The organism is Flavivirga spongiicola, from assembly GCF_030540825.1.
Taxonomy (GTDB): Bacteria; Bacteroidota; Bacteroidia; order Flavobacteriales; family Flavobacteriaceae; genus Flavivirga; species Flavivirga spongiicola.
Genome location: NZ_JAUOEO010000001.1, coordinates 338,583 through 358,471, shown reverse-complemented (window position 1 = coordinate 358,471; position 19,889 = coordinate 338,583). Strand labels below are relative to the sequence as shown.

The 19,889-nt window shown below is 33.8% G+C and carries 16 protein-coding genes and 1 tRNA gene; 15 read left to right on the top strand and 2 right to left on the bottom strand.

Annotation, left to right across the window (positions count from 1 at the left end):
- Positions 1-155 precede the first annotated feature (155 nt).
- From Q4Q47_RS01220 to Q4Q47_RS01195, 6 genes are all read left to right on the top strand, one after another.
- Positions 156-1,532, top strand: coding sequence for an NAD(P)/FAD-dependent oxidoreductase (locus Q4Q47_RS01220; protein ID WP_303304832.1), 1,377 nt, complete (start codon positions 156-158; stop codon positions 1,530-1,532).
- 86 nt (positions 1,533-1,618) lie between these two features.
- Positions 1,619-1,807 carry a hypothetical protein gene (locus Q4Q47_RS01215; RefSeq protein WP_303304831.1) on the top strand — a complete coding sequence of 63 codons (189 nt, stop codon included), beginning with the start codon at positions 1,619-1,621 and terminating at the stop codon, positions 1,805-1,807.
- Positions 1,801-2,970, top strand: a complete 1,170-nt coding sequence (locus Q4Q47_RS01210) for an MFS transporter (RefSeq protein WP_303304830.1) — start codon at positions 1,801-1,803, stop codon at positions 2,968-2,970. Before Q4Q47_RS01215 ends, Q4Q47_RS01210 begins: the two co-directional genes overlap by 7 nt.
- Positions 2,942-3,484, top strand: a complete 543-nt coding sequence (locus Q4Q47_RS01205; protein ID WP_303304829.1) for a sigma-70 family RNA polymerase sigma factor — start codon at positions 2,942-2,944, stop codon at positions 3,482-3,484. Before Q4Q47_RS01210 ends, Q4Q47_RS01205 begins: the two co-directional genes overlap by 29 nt.
- Before the next feature lie 155 nt (positions 3,485-3,639).
- A complete protein-coding gene (locus Q4Q47_RS01200; RefSeq protein ID WP_303304828.1) occupies positions 3,640-4,152 on the top strand; it encodes a Crp/Fnr family transcriptional regulator in 513 nt (170 codons plus the stop codon).
- A gap of 164 nt (positions 4,153-4,316) precedes the next feature.
- Positions 4,317-4,730: a hypothetical protein gene (locus tag Q4Q47_RS01195; protein WP_303304827.1), complete on the top strand. Its 414-nt coding sequence runs from the start codon at positions 4,317-4,319 to the stop codon at positions 4,728-4,730.
- 137 nt (positions 4,731-4,867) lie between these two features.
- Here the strand turns inward: Q4Q47_RS01195 and Q4Q47_RS01190 are convergent.
- Both Q4Q47_RS01190 and Q4Q47_RS01185 read right to left on the bottom strand, forming a co-directional pair.
- Positions 4,868-4,952 (bottom strand) — tRNA-Leu (locus Q4Q47_RS01190).
- A gap of 391 nt (positions 4,953-5,343) precedes the next feature.
- The gene (locus Q4Q47_RS01185) at positions 5,344-6,189 is read right to left on the bottom strand and encodes an AraC family transcriptional regulator (RefSeq protein WP_303304826.1); all 846 of its coding nucleotides are present in this window, start codon (positions 6,187-6,189) and stop codon (positions 5,344-5,346) included.
- A gap of 411 nt (positions 6,190-6,600) precedes the next feature.
- Between Q4Q47_RS01185 and Q4Q47_RS01180 the strand changes: the two genes are divergently transcribed.
- From Q4Q47_RS01180 to Q4Q47_RS01140, 9 genes are all read left to right on the top strand, one after another.
- Positions 6,601-7,530, top strand: a complete 930-nt coding sequence (locus Q4Q47_RS01180; RefSeq protein WP_303304825.1) for a dihydrodipicolinate synthase family protein — start codon at positions 6,601-6,603, stop codon at positions 7,528-7,530.
- Positions 7,531-7,555: 25 nt separating this feature from the next.
- Positions 7,556-7,687 (top strand): DUF1272 domain-containing protein, encoded by a 132-nt coding sequence (locus tag Q4Q47_RS23760; protein WP_303304824.1) that lies wholly within the window; start codon positions 7,556-7,558, stop codon positions 7,685-7,687.
- 75 nt (positions 7,688-7,762) lie between these two features.
- Positions 7,763-9,289 carry an aldehyde dehydrogenase (NADP(+)) gene (locus tag Q4Q47_RS01170; protein WP_303304823.1) on the top strand — a complete coding sequence of 509 codons (1,527 nt, stop codon included), beginning with the start codon at positions 7,763-7,765 and terminating at the stop codon, positions 9,287-9,289.
- Positions 9,290-9,421: 132 nt separating this feature from the next.
- Complete coding sequence (locus Q4Q47_RS01165) at positions 9,422-11,152, top strand: DUF885 domain-containing protein (protein WP_303304822.1); 1,731 nt, start codon at positions 9,422-9,424, stop codon at positions 11,150-11,152.
- Positions 11,145-12,155, top strand: a complete 1,011-nt coding sequence (locus Q4Q47_RS01160) for a 4-hydroxyproline epimerase (RefSeq protein ID WP_303304821.1) — start codon at positions 11,145-11,147, stop codon at positions 12,153-12,155. Before Q4Q47_RS01165 ends, Q4Q47_RS01160 begins: the two co-directional genes overlap by 8 nt.
- Before the next feature lie 10 nt (positions 12,156-12,165).
- Positions 12,166-14,427, top strand: a complete 2,262-nt coding sequence (locus Q4Q47_RS01155; RefSeq protein ID WP_303304820.1) for a S9 family peptidase — start codon at positions 12,166-12,168, stop codon at positions 14,425-14,427.
- Positions 14,428-15,675 (top strand): NAD(P)/FAD-dependent oxidoreductase, encoded by a 1,248-nt coding sequence (locus tag Q4Q47_RS01150; protein ID WP_303304819.1) that lies wholly within the window; start codon positions 14,428-14,430, stop codon positions 15,673-15,675.
- A gap of 13 nt (positions 15,676-15,688) precedes the next feature.
- Positions 15,689-16,918, top strand: a complete 1,230-nt coding sequence (locus tag Q4Q47_RS01145) for a M24 family metallopeptidase (protein ID WP_303304818.1) — start codon at positions 15,689-15,691, stop codon at positions 16,916-16,918.
- Between the two features lie 597 nt (positions 16,919-17,515).
- Positions 17,516-19,843: a glycoside hydrolase family 95 protein gene (locus tag Q4Q47_RS01140; protein WP_303304817.1), complete on the top strand. Its 2,328-nt coding sequence runs from the start codon at positions 17,516-17,518 to the stop codon at positions 19,841-19,843.
- Positions 19,844-19,889 lie beyond the last annotated feature (46 nt).

Genomic DNA, 19,889 nt, shown 5'->3' with positions numbered 1-19,889 from the left:
GCTTTGAAAGCGAAGATACAAAAAGGAAAAAATAATTAAATGTGTATTAAATGGTAAATGATTTGTACACAAATGATTTTTGTGGCTTATATTTTGTAACGAATGCATCATTTTTTTAACACGTCGTCCTAGAGAATGAATTAAAATTTAGAAAGATGCAAAATAATAATTTACCCATAGCAATTATAGGAGGTGGACCAGTAGGTTTGTCAGCTGCTGCACACTTAACAAAACAAAATCTATCATTTATTGTATTTGAGGCTGGCCAATCTGTTGGACAAAATATGCTGTCTTGGAGTCACGTTCGTGTATTCTCTCCCTGGAAGTATAATATTGATTCTGCAGCCAAAGAGTTATTACTACCAACTGATTGGAAAGAACCAAATGAGAATGAATTACCAACTGGAAGAGAATTGGTTGAAGACTATTTTCATCCGTTAGCAAACCTTCCAGAACTTAAACCTCATATTCATTTAAACAGCAAAGTGCTTTCTATAGGAAGGAAAGGGCTGGATAAAATGAAAACCTTGGGGCGTGAGGATAAGCAGTTTTCAATTAAGGTTGAAGAAAATGGAACCATTAATTATTACGAAGCAAAAGCAGTAATTGATGCTACAGGAACTTGGAATCAACCAAACCCAATAGGTTCTGGCGGAGTACATGCAGAAGGAGAACAAGAATTAGAAAACCATATTTTTTATGGTATCCCTAATGTAAAAGCTTACCATTTAGAACGTTACAGGAATAAAAATGTAGTCGTTGTGGGTGGCGGGCATTCTGCTATTAATGCTTTATTAGATTTAGCAGATGTTCAAAAAGAATATCCAAAAACACAGCTTAATTGGGTCTTAAGAAAAGACAATATGGACAAGGTGTATGGCGGAAAAAAAGATGACGCTTTAGAAGCAAGAGGTGCCTTAGGAATTAGGATAGAACAATTGGTTAATAGCGGAAAACTAAACGTTTATACACCTTTCCATATTTTAAAATTAATCAAAGATGATAATGGAATTCAAATTATAGGTGATTTAAGTGGGAATAAGGAGACTATTAAAAATGTAGATGAAATTATTAGTAATACAGGTTCTCGTCCTAATTTAGATATGATTCGAGAGGTTCGTGTAGATTTAGATTCATCATTAGAATCCGTATTTGATTTAGCTGAACTTATTGATCCAAATGTTCATAGCTGTGGAACTGTAAGACCACATGGTGAAAAAGAATTACGACACCCAGATAAAGGCTTTTACATAGTGGGTTCTAAAAGTTATGGTAGAGCACCGACATTTTTAATGGCCACAGGATATGAACAAGTGCGCTCTATTGTAGCTTATATGGCTGGTGATAAAGAAGTGGCTGAACGTGTAGAACTTAATTTACCAGAAACAGGCGTGTGTAGTACCGATTTTGGCGATGCAAAGGGAGGCAATGCCGGTGGATGCTGTAGTTCGGAACCTGACTTGGCAGACGCATCTAAATCAAGCTGTGACTCTGAAATAAAAAAAAATGAAAAGACAGGTTCTTGTTGCTAAAAAAACAAAACAGATGTGCATCATTTTTAAAAGAGTACGTCTTAATAAGTGAAAACAATAAATAACGAAATATAAATTTTAATATTATGAAAACAAGAAATTCAAACACGGGAATAGAAACAGTTAAACAAGATGGAGGCTGTTGTGGTTCATTATTAGATGTTGTAGAAACTTCTAACCAAGCTTGTTGTGAACAAACGACAGATGATGGATCACCTTGCTGTGATAAAAATGAGAGTAAAGAAGTAAATATTGAAAAAACAGGTTGTTGTTAGCAGCACAGACAAAAATTAATAAAAAAGAAAGCTCCTCATTTAGAGGAGCTTTACGTGCTAGTGGTGTCATGGCATTTGCAGGTTTAGGGGATGCGCTTCTATATCCTGTTTTACCTGTTTATGGAAAAGAATTAGGTTTTTCTGTTTTTTTTATTGGCGTATTGCTTTCTATAAATCGATTTGTTAGGATTCTTACAAATACGCATATCGCAAATCTGGTAAAACAAATAGGTATGCGAAACATGTTATTAATTACTTCTTCATTGGCTGTGATAACTACTTTTATGTATGGTTTAAAACTAGGATTAATCTCTTTTTTAATAGCCAGAATTCTTTGGGGATTAAGCTATTCAGGTTTAAAAATAGCAACACTTAAATATGCTTCACAAGCTAAAAAGAAAACGGGTTTGGCATTCGGGCTATCGCAAAGTATCAAATCACTTGGAGCATTATTTGTACTTTGGTTTGGACCAATTGTTATAATGGAGTATGGTATTCAAAATGGCTTGTTTATTGTCGCTTCTATTAGCTTGTTAGGGATTGTATTAGCATGTTCGTTGCCAATTATTGCCAATGAAAAGCCATACAATAAGGTTAGAAATAGAATAACATTCTATCCAAGCGCAATGAACCTTTTAGTACTAATACTATCTATTTCCATCGACGGCGTTTTGGTTGTTACATTAGCATATTTATTAAGTTCAAATAGTATGAGTTCAAGTCAATTACTCATGTTATTAGGTTTCTATCTATTGTTAAAAAGATTATTTGTAATTCTATTCTCGTTTGTAGGAGGGATGCTTTCTTTGCGTTATTCTCCATCAAAGTTATTTATAATTGCAGTTTTTTGGTGCTTAATAGCTTTACTTTTAATTGCAGTTAATGTTACAATATTGGGTATTATATTAGCTTTTTTGTTCAACACTATTGTAGTGACTTTTTCACCTTTAGTAGCTATTAAACAACAACAAAACGCTTTGCAGTCAATCTCTAGTGTTAGTACATGGTGGGATTTAGGTGCTGCCATTGGAGCTTTTGTGGGCATCTATGCTATCGAGCTTTTAGGAGTACAAAATCTATACCTATCTTTGTGTATGGCAGGCACTATTTTATTCATGAATTATTATATAAAAAATGCAAAATCAAGTTACACAACTATATAATCCATTACTAGGCTATGTTAAAAAACGTGTTCGCAATCTGGAAGATGCAGAAGATTTAACTCAAGACGTGTTTTTAAAATTATCCAAATCAAATAACAATGGTGTTGATAATCTTAAAAGTTGGGTATATACTATTGCCAAAAATACCATTACTGATTACTATAGAAAGAAACAATTACAAACAAATACAATTGAAGAAGACCGTTTTTTTGATTCTGAAACCAATGAAGGTGCAGGTATGGAGTTAAGTAAATGTGTTAACTCTTTTATAAATCAGTTGCCGGAAGAATATATAGAGCTAATGACATTATCAGAACTAAAGGAGATCCCTCAAAAAGAAATTGCTGAACGGCTTGATATGAACTATGTAACGGTACGTTCTAAAATTCAACGAGGCCGTAAAAAATTGAAGAAGCTGTTCGAGGATTGTTGTACAATTTTACAAGGGGGTAAAGGAAGTATTTTAGATTTTCAGTCTAAAGATGCATGTGATAATCAATCATCCTGTTCCTAATAATTTTTATCATTATAACTAGGTAGCCGTTTTAAACAATAAGGAACCTCATAAAGCTTTGACCCTAACAATAGTCGTGTAAACAGGTTTTATTTAACCTTCTATTTTAAATCATATATTTGCTTGTATAATTAATTTTAAGGCTAAAAAGCAAAATGTTTGTAGAATCTTTACATCATGAAGAGATAATAAAGAAAGGAGATCTTTTTCTTAGATATGGACAAAAGAATTGGAAAATAGGAAAAGTTGTATCTGGAGTATTAAGAGGTTATGCCATAGATGAAATGGGGAATGAAATGACCACTCATTTTTATCGAGAAGGAGACATGGTTTTTGGTAACTATATACCTGATGTTGCTTGTTCTATGAATATTGAAGCCATTGAAGAATCAATAATTACAACAGCAATTTTTAGTGAAATAATGTCACATGTAAATAAAAATGAAGAGATTACTAAAATAATGAATACTTCTTTTCACAAATTAAATACACAATTACAATCAAGACTTATTGCTCTTTCCAATTTAAAATCTATTGAAAAATATACTTTGTTTTTAAAAGAATATCCTAATCTTCTAAATAGGGTGCCTCACTATCATATCGCTAACTTTTTGGGAATAACGCCAACACAATTAAGTAGAGCAAGAAAAGAATTCGCGGAAAAATAATTTTCCATTTCAACATTTATCCATTAAAGAGACCTGAGTTTATACTCAAGTCACTTTTTTCATTTCACATGCTTTCTCAACAAATGTAAATGAAACCAAAGTTTTATGCCTTCATCTTTGCATCAACAAACAATAATCGTATAAATATTATAAAAGTTTAAATTATGCAAAAACATTTTAATCTATCAGATTCAGAATTTAAAGCTCAATTTATTAATTGTGAATTTAATCCCGCTAATTTTTCACATGAAGCACATTTGAGATTGGCTTGGATACATATTAATGAATATGGATTTGATAAAGGAGTAGAGGAATTTCAAAAACAACTATTGAAGTTTGTTGATTTTTCAGGAGTAAAAGATAAGTATAATAAAACATTAACAATTGCGGCCCTGCAGGCTGTGTACCATTTTATGCAAATGTCGGATAAAGATAATTTTAAGGACTTTATAGATGAGCACCAGCAATTAAATGATAATTTTAAAGAATTAATGGCTTCTCATTATAGTTTTGATATTTTTAATTCAGATAAAGCAAAAACAGAATTTATTGAACCTGATTTATTACCTTTTGTTTGAATGAGTTACTTAAAAATAATTAAAATTTGTTCAAGTATATATGTGTATAAACAAAGCCAGGAGGGGAATATTGAGGATAAAAGTAATAACAAATTCTTTACAGGTAATATGAATAAAGAATTTGTTTAAATTAATTGTGCGCACGAGAAGATTCGAACTTCCACATCCTAAACGGATACTGGCCCCTCAAGCCAGCGCGTCTACCAATTCCGCCACGTGCGCATAAATGAACTGTGTAAAAATAGAAAAAGTTAAGCAATGTTGTTTAACTTTTTCTTAGTGACCAGGCTGGGGCTTGAATCTATAGTTCAAACACTAGCAGTGGTCAGATATTAGTTAGTGTATTCTCACAATTGTTGTTGACGAATTGTGAACCTTACTTCAGTGTAAATATGTCAAATTAATTTTCGTTGGCACAAATATAAAATAATATGAATTTTTAATCTTATTAATACTAAAATATATTCAATTTTTATTTGAAGCAAAAACTTAGTTAAGAAGATTCGTTTTTTTTTTGGTATCATAGCATCGCTATAATGTAATAAAAATAAGGGAATAAAGTGGCTCACTCGCTTGCAGAATGAGAATGTGGAGGCTAGCAAATCATAAAAGATTAATTTCTGTTTTTCCTAAAATCAGATGGTGAAAGTTGTTTTAGTATTTTAAACTGTCTATTAAAATTTGATAAATTTTTATAACCAGATAAATCCGCTATTTCATTAATTTGCAGTTCTTCTTTATAAATTAAAAGCTTACAGGCGTGTTCTATTCTTAATTCATTTAAGAACTGAAAATATGTTTTATTTGTCCGTTTCTTAAAGTACTTACAGAATGCATTTTTAGTCATGTTTGCTACGTCGGCAACAGAATTTAAAGTAATATCATCATTGAAATGAGTCATGGTGTATTCAAAAATGTCACGCATTCTTTTTCCTTCAATTTCAGAATATTTTTTATCATAAATAAAAGAGGATAAACTAGTATAGTTAGCAGTTGAACATATTTTTAATATTTCTAGAAATATTAAAAATTGATCAAACTTTGTATTGTTATCAAACTTATTATATAAATTTAGAAGCTGCTCTTTGTTTGATGTTATTTTAAACCCATATTTTGCGCGTTTAAAAAAAGCGTCTACTTCTTTTAATTCCTCAAGATCGAAAAAATAGTCTCCAAAAGCAGACTTTATAAAAAAAAGAGAAAGCATTTTAGAGGTTTTTGATGCTTTTGTATCACTTTTAAAAACATGCGGTAAATGACTTCCAATAACTAAAACATCCCCTTTACTATAATAATTTACAGTGTCACCAATAACAAGTGTGCCTTCTCCTTCAATAATTAGACTTAGTTGGATTTCTTCATGTTGGTGCAATTTATCATAAAAAGACTCGTTAATATCTGTTTGAAAGATAAAAGCTGCGTGCTTAGGTTTTGGTATTTTAAAGGGTAAAACTTTCATTTAAAAAAGTATTGATATCTAAGATATATAAATATTATTCATTTTGTTGTGTCGAAATACTAAAACGGATAATATTGTATCATTTATGAATAAAAAAATATTATCTTTTTTATAAAAACTAGGCTAATTTTACCTCATCCCCCATTGTACAATTAATATTGAGAACCTTTATCTATAGCATGATATGTTGTATTTAAGAATAAAGAAACATGCGAGGATGTTATTCAAAAATTGTTCATTAATTTTTTATTTAATAAAAGTGCCTTTTGTATGTTATTATTATGTAAATAATATTCAATTAAATTAAAAAGTGTAATCATTTGGATTATATAGTATCAATCGTGGATAACGTTTTATTGTTTAAATAAGTGTATTCCATTTAATTTTGCCAGCAAACAAAAATTATAATTTATGAGTATTCAATGGAAGGGAGTAATGCCCGCAGTAACAACACAATTCACAGTTGATGATGCGTTGGATTTAGATTTATTTAAAGTAAATATTAAAACACAGTTAGATGCAGGTGTTAACGGTATTGTATTAGGCGGAACACTTGGTGAAGCAAGTACCTTAACTGATGAAGAAAGACGCATTCTTACAAGAGAGACTGTGGCTTTGGTAAATGGAAAAGTGCCAGTATTAATGAATATTGCAGAACAAACTACCAAAGCAGCTATTAATTTAGCAAAAGCAGCAGAAGAAGATGGTGCTAAAGGTTTGATGATGTTGCCGCCAATGCGTTATAAAGCAAGTGATGAAGAGGTTATAGAATATTTTAAAACAGTTGCAAATAGTACAACTTTGCCAATCATGATTTATAACAATCCAGTTGACTATAAAATTGAAGTAACCTTAGACATGTTTGCTGAATTATTAGAAACATGCCCTAATATTCAGGCGGTAAAAGAATCTACTAGGGATACTACAAATATCACTAGAATAAAAAACAGATTTGGAGATAGATTAGCAATCATGACTGGCGTAGATACTTTAGCATTAGAAAGCTTGTTAATTGGAGCGGATGGATGGGTAGCAGGTTTAGTAGATGCATTTCCGGCTGAAACTGTTGCTATTTACGAATTGCAAAAAGTAGGAAGAATTCAAGAAGCTATTGAAATTTACAGATGGTTTATGCCTTTATTAGAGTTAGATATTAGCCCTAAATTAGTGCAGTATATTAAAATGGCATCTGTTTATACAGGAATAGGGTCAGAGTATGTAAGAGCACCAAGATTGGTATTAGAAGGTCACGAGAGAGAGAGAGTTGTGAAAATAATTAAAGATGCACTTGAGGTAAGACCAATATTACCAGAATATAAAAATTTAGCTGTTTTAACATAAATAATTTAGATGTTACCATAAAAACATGTTAGAAAAAATACCAACATGTAGAATTTGTAACAAGTCATTACCATTTGATTCTCAAGAGGAAATGATTTGTACGTTTTGTAAAGAATGTGTTGAAACTACTTTACAGCAAGCGTGTTTGAACAAATAGCGTGATAATTGCATAACACAATATACGTTTATAAACCAATAAACTTAGAAGTACATTTAAAAAAATAAAGGCAATATGATAACAGGAAAAAATTATATAGGTAACACGCTTAAAGCAAGTGGAAATGTGACACATAAAACGGTAAATCCCAAGCTAAATATTGAGAATCCAACGCCTTTTTATGAGGCTACGGCAGAAGAGGTCGATGAGGCTGTTCAATTGGCATGGTCTGCTTTTAAAACGTATAGAAGAATATCAGGAGAAAAAAGAGCTGCATTTCTAAATGCCATTGCCGATGAAATTTTGGCCTTAGACCAAGAACTATTAGATGTTTATACTACAGAATCCGGATTGCCGGAAGGAAGGGCGATTGGAGAACGTGGTAGAACTATATTTCAGTTACGTTCTTTTGCAGAATTAGTAGCTAACGAAGATTGGAGGGAAAATACCATAGATGAAGCCATCCCGGATAGAACACCACTACCCAAAGATGACTTGAGACGCACACTAATCCCATTAGGACCAGTTGTTGTTTTTGCAGCAAGTAATTTTCCTTTGGCGTTTTCAACAGCAGGGGGGGATACTGCTAGTGCATTAGCTTCAGGGTGTCCGGTTATAGTTAAAGCACATGCAATGCATTCGGGAACTGCCGAATTAGTGGCATCGGCGATTATTAAAGCTGCTGAAAAAACAGGCATGACAAATGGTATATTTTCAAATATTATGGGGCGCGGAAGAACCGTTGGTACGACGTTAGTAAAGCATACTAAAATAAAAGCTGTTGGTTTTACAGGAAGTATATCTGGCGGTAGAGCCCTTTTTGATGTAGCATCTCAACGAGAAGAGCCTATTCCGGTTTTTGCTGAAATGGGAAGTATAAATCCTGTTATTATCACATCAAAAGCCATAGAAAACAGGTCGGAAGCCATTGCAACGACCTATGCAGGTTCTATTACCCTAGGCGCAGGACAATTTTGTACCAACCCAGGTTTAATACTAACAGTTGAGGGCGATAAAACGCAACAGTTCATTAAAGATTTAGCTGAAAAAACGGTAGCCATCAATCCGCAATGTATGCTGCATCCAAATATAAAAAGCGGATTTGTTGAAAACAGCAATAGCGTGTCTTCCCAGACAGGAGCAAAAGTTGTTGGAAAAGTTGAAGGGGCTATTGAAGCTAACTATGCTGCATCACAAATAGCGAGTGTTATGGGGAAGGATTTTTTAGCAAATCCTAAATTACATCAAGAAGTTTTTGGACCATTTTCATTGGTGGTAAGAGCTGAAAATGAAGATGAATTAATCCAAATCATAAACGGATTAGAAGGGCAATTAACAGGAACCATTATTGCCGAAGAAGAAGATTATGCAAATCTTCATGATGTCATAGATGCACTTGAAAACCGAGTTGGAAGAATCATTTTTAATGGCGTTCCTACAGGGGTAGAGGTGTGTCCATCTATGCAACACGGTGGACCATATCCAGCATCAACAGATTCAAGATTTACGGCAGTTGGAACCAATTCCATAAAACGATGGGTACGACCAGTAAGTTATCAATCGTTCCCTAATGAATTGTTACCGACAGCTTTAAAGCGATAGTTTTTAAAAGGATAAAGATATAAGTGAAACCAATATTGAGTGTAAAATGTTGTATTAAAGGTAGGGATTGATAAATGATGACGTATGACATTTTAAATCAAAATTGATATAAACCTAAAGATTATATATTCTATGAATTATTTTAAATGTTATACACTCATATTGCTATGCGTTATATATAGTTGCAATAAAAAAAAAGTAGCTAATCATCCTGAAAGTTTACAAGCTCTGATCAATAGCAATCAAGACCATAAAGGGTATGACGAAGAAACATACCCTTTAGGTCTTTTTACTAAAAATTATTACAAAGCTGAAGCTGAATATGCGGAATCAAAATTAGACGAATTATCTAAAATAGAAGTTTCTGGTTTAAATGAAACAGAACAAATTTCATTAGACCTTTTAAAGTTTATTCTTCAAGATAAAATAGACTATTACACGTTTGAGTGCTATTTAAACCCTTTACTTTCCGATGCTGGTTTTCATGTGGATTTAACTTACAACGTTAAACCTTTTGCCAATTACGAACAAATAAAAGAATATTTGAATAAATTACGTGCCATTCCAGAATTTGTAAATCAACATATTACAAATTTGCGTGAAGGCTTAGAAAAAGGGGTTTCTCAATCGCTGGTTATTTTCAAAGGGTATGAATCTTCATATAACGATCATATTGTTGATAATTATGAGGATAGTTTTTATTATTCGCCATTTAAAAATCTGCCTGAAAATTTAACTATAGCACAAAAAGATTCTGTATTGTTAGTTGCAAAAGGCACTATTGAAACTGTTGTTACACCTCAATTTAAAAGAATAAAAAACTTTTTTGAAACCGAATACCTGCCAAAAACAAGAATCTCATTAGGCGCATTAAATTTACCTAACGGAAGGGCATTTTATCAAAACCGGATCAACTTTTATACTACAAGCACAACATATACTGCTGATGCTATTCATCAAATTGGTTTAACCGAAGTTGCTCGTATAAAGGCAGAAATGCAAAAAATTATTAATGCGTTAAATTTTAAAGGAAGCTTTGCGGATTTTTTGCAATTTTTAAGAACCGATCCGCAGTTTTATGCTAAAAGTCCAAAGCAATTATTAGTGATTGCCAGAGATATAGCGAAACGCGCAGATGCACAATTGCCAAAATTCTTTAAAACCTTACCGAGGAAGCCTTATGGCGTAGCTCCTGTACCAGATGCGATTGCACCAAAATATACAGGTGGGCGTTATGTAGGGACCTCAAAAAACAGCACAGAACCTGGGTATTACTGGGTAAATACCTACGATTTGCCAAGCAGACCTTTGTATACTTTACCGGCATTAACAGTTCACGAAGCGGTTCCAGGACATCATTTACAAGGGAGTTTAAATAATGAGTTAGGAGATAGTATCCCGCAGTTTAGAAAAGATTTGTATTTGTCTGCCTATGGCGAAGGCTGGGGATTATATTCAGAATTTCTTGCCGAAGACATGGCATTGTACACGACACCTTATGAGCAATTTGGTAAATTAACCTATGAAATGTGGCGCGCCTGCCGTTTGGTAGTCGATACCGGTATTCATGCCAAAGGTTGGACACGGCAACAAGTAGTGGATTATCTAGCATCAAATACTGCCTTATCAATACATGAGGTAAATACAGAAACAGACCGTTATATATCATGGCCAGGACAGGCGTTATCCTATAAAATAGGAGAACTTAAAATTAGGGAATTAAGGAAAAAAGCCAAAGAAATATTAGGCGCTAAATTTGATATTCGTGAATTTCATGAAATTATTTTAGAACAAGGCACGGTGACTTTGGCTATCCTAGAAAAAAGAATACATAAATATATTGATGAAGTAAAGAATGAGTAGAAACACATTTGTTTGTATCGATGCGCATACCTGTGGAAACCCGGTAAGAGTTATTAAAGAGGGTGGTCCCGATTTAAAGGGAGACACCATGAGTGAAAAACGACAACATTTTTTAAAGGAATACGATTGGATTCGTAAGGGCTTGATGTTTGAACCTCGTGGACATGATATGATGAGCGGTAGTATTCTGTATCCGCCACACAATCCAGAAAACGATTTTGCTATTTTGTTTATTGAAACATCTGGATGTTTGCCCATGTGTGGGCATGGAACTATTGGCACCATAACGATTGCTATCGAAGAAGGGTTAATCACACCAAAAACAAAGGGAAAAATCAAAATGGAAGCCCCGGCAGGTTTGGTGGAAATTGAATATCAGCAAACGAAAAATAAAGTAGATTGGGTAAAACTAACCAATGTAAAAAGCTATTTAGCTGCTGAAAACTTAACGATTGATTGTCCGGAATTGGGTGAATTGACTTTTGACGTGTCTTATGGTGGAAATTATTATGCGATCATAGACCCACAACAAAATTTTTCAGGCGTTCAGGATTTTACAGCAGGTAAGTTGATACAATATTCTCAAATACTAAGGGATAAAATCAACCAAAAATACCCCAACAAGTTTGTGCATCCAGAGAATGAAACCATTAGAGATGTTTCACATTTGTTATGGACAGGCGAGCCAATGGATTCAACATCAACAGCAAGAAATGCGGTGTTTTATGGTGATAAGGCTATTGATAGAAGTCCTTGCGGTACAGGAACATCAGCGGTTATAGCACAACGTTATGCCAAAGGCAGATTGAAAAAAGGAGATGAATTTATTCACGAAAGTTTTATAGGAAGTAAGTTCATTGGGCGTGTTGTAGAAGAAACCACTTTAAATGGTAAACCCGCCATTATACCAAGTATACAAGGGTGGGCAAAAGTATTTGGATACAACACCATTATTATTGATGATGAAGACGACCCGTATGCACATGGATTTCAAGTCATTTAAAAATAAACAGATGAAACATTTTTATTATTTAGTATATGTGTTAAGTATGGTGACTGCAACGTTGCAGTCACAAAATTTATCACAGGAAGACTACAAACGGGCAGTAAGTTATATGTACAATAACTACAATAATAAAACAGTTTTCAACCTTGACACACCCGTTGACTGGTTTAAAGATGGCTCAGGAATATGGTTTATAGAATATTCTAAAAAAGGAAAAACCTATAAAACAGTACATTTCAAAAAAGATCAAGAAGCTACACTATTATTTGATCATGAAAAGTTGGCAAAAGCGTTTCTGGAAACTTTCAAAGAAGAAATAAAACCGACAGACCTTTCGCTTTCAAAGATTGAATATGAAAACGAAAAAAAACTATCTTTTAATACTTTAGGAAAGTCTTATGTTTTAAATTTAGAATCCTATAAGCTTGAACTTAAAGAAGAAAAGAAAGCAGAAAATAATCCTTTAGAAAGTAAATCGCCTAATGGTAAATGGGTGGCTTATTCAAAAGATTATAACCTTTATATTAAATCTACCGAAACGAACAACGTACACCAATTAAGTTTCGACGGCAAAAAAAATTACGAGTATGCCAGCTATTATGGTTGGTATGATATTATGGAAGGAGAAAACGGCGAACGTCCAAAACGCTTTACAGTTAGCTGGTCTCCAGATTCTAAATGGTTAGCAACCAAAGTTATTGACCTTAGTAATGCTGAAAAAATGTATTTGCTCGATTGGAGTAAAGATTCCTTATACAAGCCGAAATTATTATCCTATTATCGAGGATCACCAGGCGATACAACGATGGTATATGAAAAACCTGTTTTTTATAATATTGACACTAAAAAAGAAGTAAAAACAAGCCTGCCTAAAGGTACACATATAAATTCAATTTCTACAAATTGGTCTGATAAAAGCGGTGTCTTGTTTGCTAATTACTTGGAGCGGGGCTTTCAAAAAGAGTATGTAAAACAAATTGATTTAAATACCAATACAGAGCGTACATTAATAACCGAAACCAGTAATACAAATATTGATAATTTCAGATATTTTAATTTAGAAGAAAAAGGAAAAATCATTTTTCTTTCCGAAAGAAGTGGATGGAGGCAGTTATATAGTTTGGATTTAAAAACCTATAAAATAACAGCACTTACAAAAGGCGATTATTATATTAATGATGTAAACCATATTGATAAATCTAGTGGCGATGTTTACTTTTTAGCATCGGGAAAAGAAACGAGTAATAACCCATACCATCAACAAGTATACAAAGTCACTTTAAAAGGAAAAACCACTTTATTAACTCCCGAAAACAAACATCATGCTGTGTCATTTTCAAAAGATGGTAAGTACTTTGTAGATAATTATTCTACAGTACATATTCCAACAAAAACGATTTTAAGAGCCTCAAAAACTGGTAAGATTTTAACTGAATTAACCCAAGCTGATGTTTCTGAAGTTGTTTCAAAAGGGTGGAAGTCTCCAGAAGTTTTTAGTCTTCTTGCTAAAGATGAAAAAACCACTATTTATGGCGTTATATGGAAACCAACCAATTTTGATGCTTCAAAATCATACCCCATAATTGATGCTACATACACGGGCCCCCATACGCAGGTTTTTTCAAAGTCATTTGATAGAGCATTTCGTAATCAATCGTTGGCAGAGCTGGGGTTTATTGTGATGAATGTAGATGGTTTAGGAACTTCGGGACGTTCAAAAGCGTTTCATAACCATTCTTATAAAAACATGGGAAACAATTTAGAGGACCATATATTAGCCATTAAATATCTGGGCAAAAAATATAGTTGGATAAATACCGATAAAGTTGGTATTTTTGGACATTCGGCAGGTGGTTTTGATACGGGGCGTGCTATGGTTGTTTTTCCAGATTTTTATAAAGTAGGTGTTGCTAGTTCTGGAGATCACGACTTTAGAATGGAAAAAGCGTGGTGGCCGGAAATGTATCAAGGGTGGCCTGTAGATGAATCTTATCAAGAGGTCTCAAACATTACCAATGCTAAAAATTTAAAAGGGAAATTGTTGTTAGTTCATGGTGGGTTAGACGATAATGTAAACCCTTCTGCAACCTTTAAATTTGCTGAAGCTTTAATAAATGCCGATAAAGAATTTGATTTGTTAATACTACCAAGCCAACGGCATGGTTATGTGGGTAAGCATAGAAATTATTTTATTAAAAAACGATGGAATTATTTTGTTGAACACCTTTTAGGAGTAAAACCTATTTGGAATTTTTCTTTAGGACAATAAATGAGTAAAAATATTATAATCATAGGCGGTGGTATCATTGGTTTGTGTTCTGCTTACTACCTTCAAAAAGAGGGGCATAAAGTTTCTATTATAGACCAATCCAATTTAGATGCGGGAGCATCTTATGTAAATGCAGGGTATTTATCGCCAAGTCATATTATCCCATTATCAGCACCGGGTGTGATGAAAAAAGGCATTAAATGGATGTTCGATAAATCGAGTCCGTTGTATATTAAACCACGCTTGGATGTTGATTTTTTAAAATGGACTTGGGCGTTTAATAAATCGTGTACAGCAAAACATGTTAATAAAACAATTCCTGTAATTAAAGCTATTGCATTGTTAAGTCAAGAACTGTATAGTAATATAAAACAAGATGAAGACTTCAAATTTCATTATGAAAAAAAAGGCTTGCTGATGTTGTGTCAATCTGATAAGATGCTTGAAGAAGAAATTGAGGTAGTACATATTGCTAAACAAAATGGATTGGATGCTTCAGAAATTAGTTTAGAAGACTTAAAAAAACTAGAGCCTAATGTCGCATTTAATGTGAAAGGAGCGACCTATTTTAAATGTGATTCGCACATGACGCCACATGAGTTTATGGAAGATATGAAAGCGTATTTAAAAATATCTGGAGTGACATTTTTTACCAATGAAACAGCAAATGATATGGTCTTAGAAAAAGGGCATATCACATCTATTACAACAAATAAGCAATCTCATAAAGCAGATGAATTTGTCTTGGCAGCAGGATCTTGGAGTGCATTATTGAGTAAAAAATTAGATTTACAATTATTGTTGCAAGCGGGGAAAGGTTATCGCATTAATTCTGAACAAGAAACAGGGATAACAATACCAGCTATATTAGCCGAAGCTAAAGTAGCCATTACACCTATGAATGGTTTTACACGTTTTGCTGGTACTATGGAAATTGCGGGTATTAACCATAACATTAATAGAGTAAGAGTTGATGCCATTGCTAATGCTGTAACAAACTATTACCCGGAAATCGCATTAAATCAAGAGGAAAAAAATGACGCAGAAGCAGGATTGCGTCCAGTATCACCAGACGGGTTGCCATACATTGGAAAGTCTAAAAAATGTTTTAACTTGACCATGGCAACAGGACATGCTATGATGGGTTGGGGTATGGGCTCTGCCACGGGTAAGTTGGTTTCAGAGGTGATTTCAAATAAAAAGCCTTCATTAGACCTACAACCTTTTCACCCAGATAGAACCTTTTAAAATTATATAGTTTATGAGTACATTCGGAATAGGTGGGTCTACCATCGAAGCAGAGTTAAATGCTATAACACCAAGGGCACATTTAGTTAACCCTATTCAAAAGGACGAGTTTCTTGCACGTATTGATAAAGCTTGTAAATTAATGCAAGCTCAAAAGGCACAAGTGATGTATTTGCATGCAGGAACTAATCTGTATTATTTTACAGGATTACGATGGGGGTCTAGTGAGCGTATGGTTGGTGCTTTGTTATTTCCGAATGGTACATTACACTATATTGCTCCTGAATTCGAAAAAGGAACCGTGTTAGATTTTATGTGCATTGAAGGCACAGTTAACTGCTGGAATGAACATGAAAACCCTTATAAATTATTTGTTCAAATATGTTCTGAAAACAGTGTGAATAGTGGTGCTATTTTTATAGATGAAGCAACGCCTTTTTTTATAACAGATGGTATTTTAAAAGCAAATTTAAAATTTGAGTTGGTTAATGCCAAACCTATTACCGCTGGGTGCAGAATGATAAAATCTGAAGCGGAAATCGCTATCATACAATATGTTATGGATATTACTTTAGAGGTGCAAAAAGCCGCTGCTAGAATTTTAAGGGTCGGTATCAGTGCTAAAGAAGTCACCGACTTTATTCATGAAGCTCATAAACGTTATGGTATTTCTTCAGGCTCTTATTTTTGTATTGTGTTGTTTGGCGTAGATACATCATTTCCACATGGCGTAAAAGCCCCCAAGGATCTAGAAGATGGCGATGTTGTGCTTATTGATACAGGATGTGTATTACATGATTATATCTCAGATATTACCCGAACATACGTTTTTGGTGAAGCAACCGAATTACAAAAACGTATTTGGAGTATTGAAAAAGAAACCCAACAAGCCGCATTTAGTGCAGCACAGTTAGGAAAAACCTGTGCCTCTGTGGATGATGCTTCAAGAGTTGTTTTAGAATCGCATGGCTTAGGACCTGATTATAATTTACCGGGGCTACCACACCGTACAGGACATGGTATTGGTTTGGATATTCACGAATGGCCATACATTGTTAGAAATGATGATACTATTTTAGAGCCTGGCATGTGTTTTAGTAACGAACCTATGATTTGTGTACCCAATGAATTTGGTGTTCGTCACGAAGATCATATTTACATGTCTAAAGAAGGTCCTAAATGGTTTACAAATCCAATGCATTCTATTGAAAATCCTTTTGGAATTATAACAGAAGTGGTATAATAGACTTCATTGATCTTGATTAAAAGTCTTGAAGATTACTTGATGGCTCTTTCTTAAAAAAATAACGAATAAAAACAATTCCAAACAAAAAAGAAACTGTCTAATAGGACAGTTTCTTTACTCCCAAATCTAAATCCATAAATTTAAACCTACTTACTCTTATGGAGATATACTACAAATATAACTTTGTAGTTGGTTAAAAAAACATTGAAAGTAATAACTGCGTTATTTAAGTATTATATGGTTTAATGTAGGTTATAAATGATACCTATATCCATGCCAAATAGCATGAAAAAAATAGGTTCGATTTAGTCCTAAATTTATGTTATAAAAAGTACCTGATGTAACTAAAAAATAGTGAGAGAACCCAAAAAACAAAAGAAGTCTTTAAAAATAATACTTTCCAGAGTTTTCTATTTTAAAATTAAACTTCCACAACGGGTGAATAAAAATGGTAGTTGGGCAAAAATAGTATTACAGTATGTGGCTTTTGAAGTAGACATTTTTTAGAAGAAAGAATAACTTGCGAACTAATCAAAGCGCTTTTATATGGTCTATTTGAAAACCAAAAAATATACAGTATAAATACTATAAGGAATGATAACTATTACAAATATTAAAAGAACGGTTTTCCTTCTGTTCGCACTTCTCAATTTATCGTTTGTTTTTACACAGACACCTCAAAATCTAAAATTGTGGTACAACCGACCAGCTTCAAATTGGAATGAAGCATTGCCTATTGGCAACGGACGCTTGGGGGCTATGGTTTTTGGCGGAATTACCACGGAAAGACTTCAGCTTAATGAAGAAACCATTTGGAGCAAAGGAGGAGAATTGACTGATAAAAAAGGAGGCTATAAATATATCAAAGAGATTAGAAATCTGTTATTTCAAGGAAACTATAAAGAAGCCGAAAGATTATCCCAAGAAAAATTAATGGGAAAGAGATTGCCAAGTGGTACAAATACCTACCAAACCATGGGCGATCTTGAAATTCATTATGAAGGCGTTGAAAGGTATTCCGATTATACCAGAGAATTGAATTTACAGGATGCCACGGTATCTACTAAATTTAAGGTAGGCAGAAATTGGCATTATAGAAAAGTCTTTTCATCGGCGATAGATCAAGCTATTGTCATGCAAGCTTCGTCAGATGCAAAAGAAGCCATTTCTTGCGCCCTGTTACTTACAAGACCAGGAGAAGGTGAAATAGTGCAAGTCAGAGACAACGAGCTAATTATGACTCAGCACTTGAGCGATGGCAAGGGCGTAAAGTTTGAATGCCGCATTCTGGTAAAAATGGACGGAGGTACAACAAGTGTTGAAAATGGACAATTGGTTGTCCAAAAAGCAAATAGCTTAGAAATAAGAATTATAGCAGGGACAAATTATTCTGGAGGAGACCCAGCTCATATTTGTGATACATATCAGCAAAAACTTGACGATAGAACATACAATGATATCTTAGCAGATCATATTGCTGATTATCAACAGTACTTTCAAAGAATGTCCTTTGAAATCCCCGCAACTGAAGCTTCAAAGTTCGCTACTAACGAAAGAGTGTATGCTCAAAAGAATGGTGTTTATGATCCTTCCCTGGCCGCATTGTATTTTCAGTTTGGGCGTTATCTGCTAATTAGCAGCTCCAGAAAAGGAAATTTACCTTCAAATTTGCAAGGTATTTGGGCAGATGGTTTAAAACCTGCTTGGAACTCTGATTACCATATTAATATTAACGTTCAAATGAATTACTGGCCTTCAGAAATCACAAACCTTTCTGAGTTTCATGAACCCTTTTTAAAGTTTGTTGGTGAGCTTCGTACAAATGGAAGAAAAACGGCTAAAGAATTATATGGAGCAAGAGGTTTTACAGCGCACCACACAACCGATGTATGGCATTTTACAACCTCCTTTGGAGAACCTCAATATGGATTGTGGCCTATGGGAGCTGCCTGGGCGTCAACTCATATTTGGGAACACTATCTTTTTAATGAGAACAAGCAATTTCTTGAAGAATATGGTTACCCTGTAATGAAGGAGGCTGCTCTTTTTCTCTCAGATTTTTTAGTTAAAAATCCAAAAACGGGCCTTTTGGTAACTGGACCTTCAATGTCTCCAGAAAATATATTTATTGCTCCAAATGGAGATAGAGCCTCGGTAACGATGGGACCAGCTATGGATTTGCAAATAGTGAGGCATTTATTTAAAAGTTGTATTGAAGCCTCTAAAGTGTTAAACACAGATTCAAAATTTAGGAACAAATTAATTAATCAATTAAAACAATTAACCCCGGCTATTATTGGAAAAGACGGAAAAATTTTGGAGTGGTCAGATGAAAACTTGAAACAAGCATTACCAGGGCATAGACATATTTCCCATCTGTATGGATTGTATCCATCAAACGAATACAATTGGAATGATAGTCCAGAGTATATGAAAGCTGCCGAAATGGTCCTTGAGGATCGATTATCTAGAGGTGGTGGGCAAACAGGTTGGAGTCGAGGTTGGATCATGAATTTTTATGCCCGTTTGCTAGATGGTGATAAAATTTGGAAAAATCTAACGGAATTATGGGCGCAACGAACCTATCCAAATTTATTCGATGCGCACCCTCCTTTTCAAATTGATGGAAACTTCGGGGCTACAGCTGCGATTGCAGAAATGCTACTGCAATCTCATGCTAACGAAATTAATTTATTGCCAGCTTTACCCAAAGCTTTGCCAACAGGAAAAATATCTGGACTTGTTGCCAGAGGTGGTTTTGAAGTAGATTTAGAATGGAAAGATGGCCATTTAACTAAGGTGAAATTGACATCAAAACTTGGTAATACAGCAAAACTCAGATATGGAGCTAAGGTCGTTTCTTTCGATTTGAAGAAGCTAGAATCTATGACGCTAGATAATAATTTAAGAAAAATAGAATAATGTATTTAAATAGAGCAGGATCTGCTTTAGTTTAGTCATTTTTTCG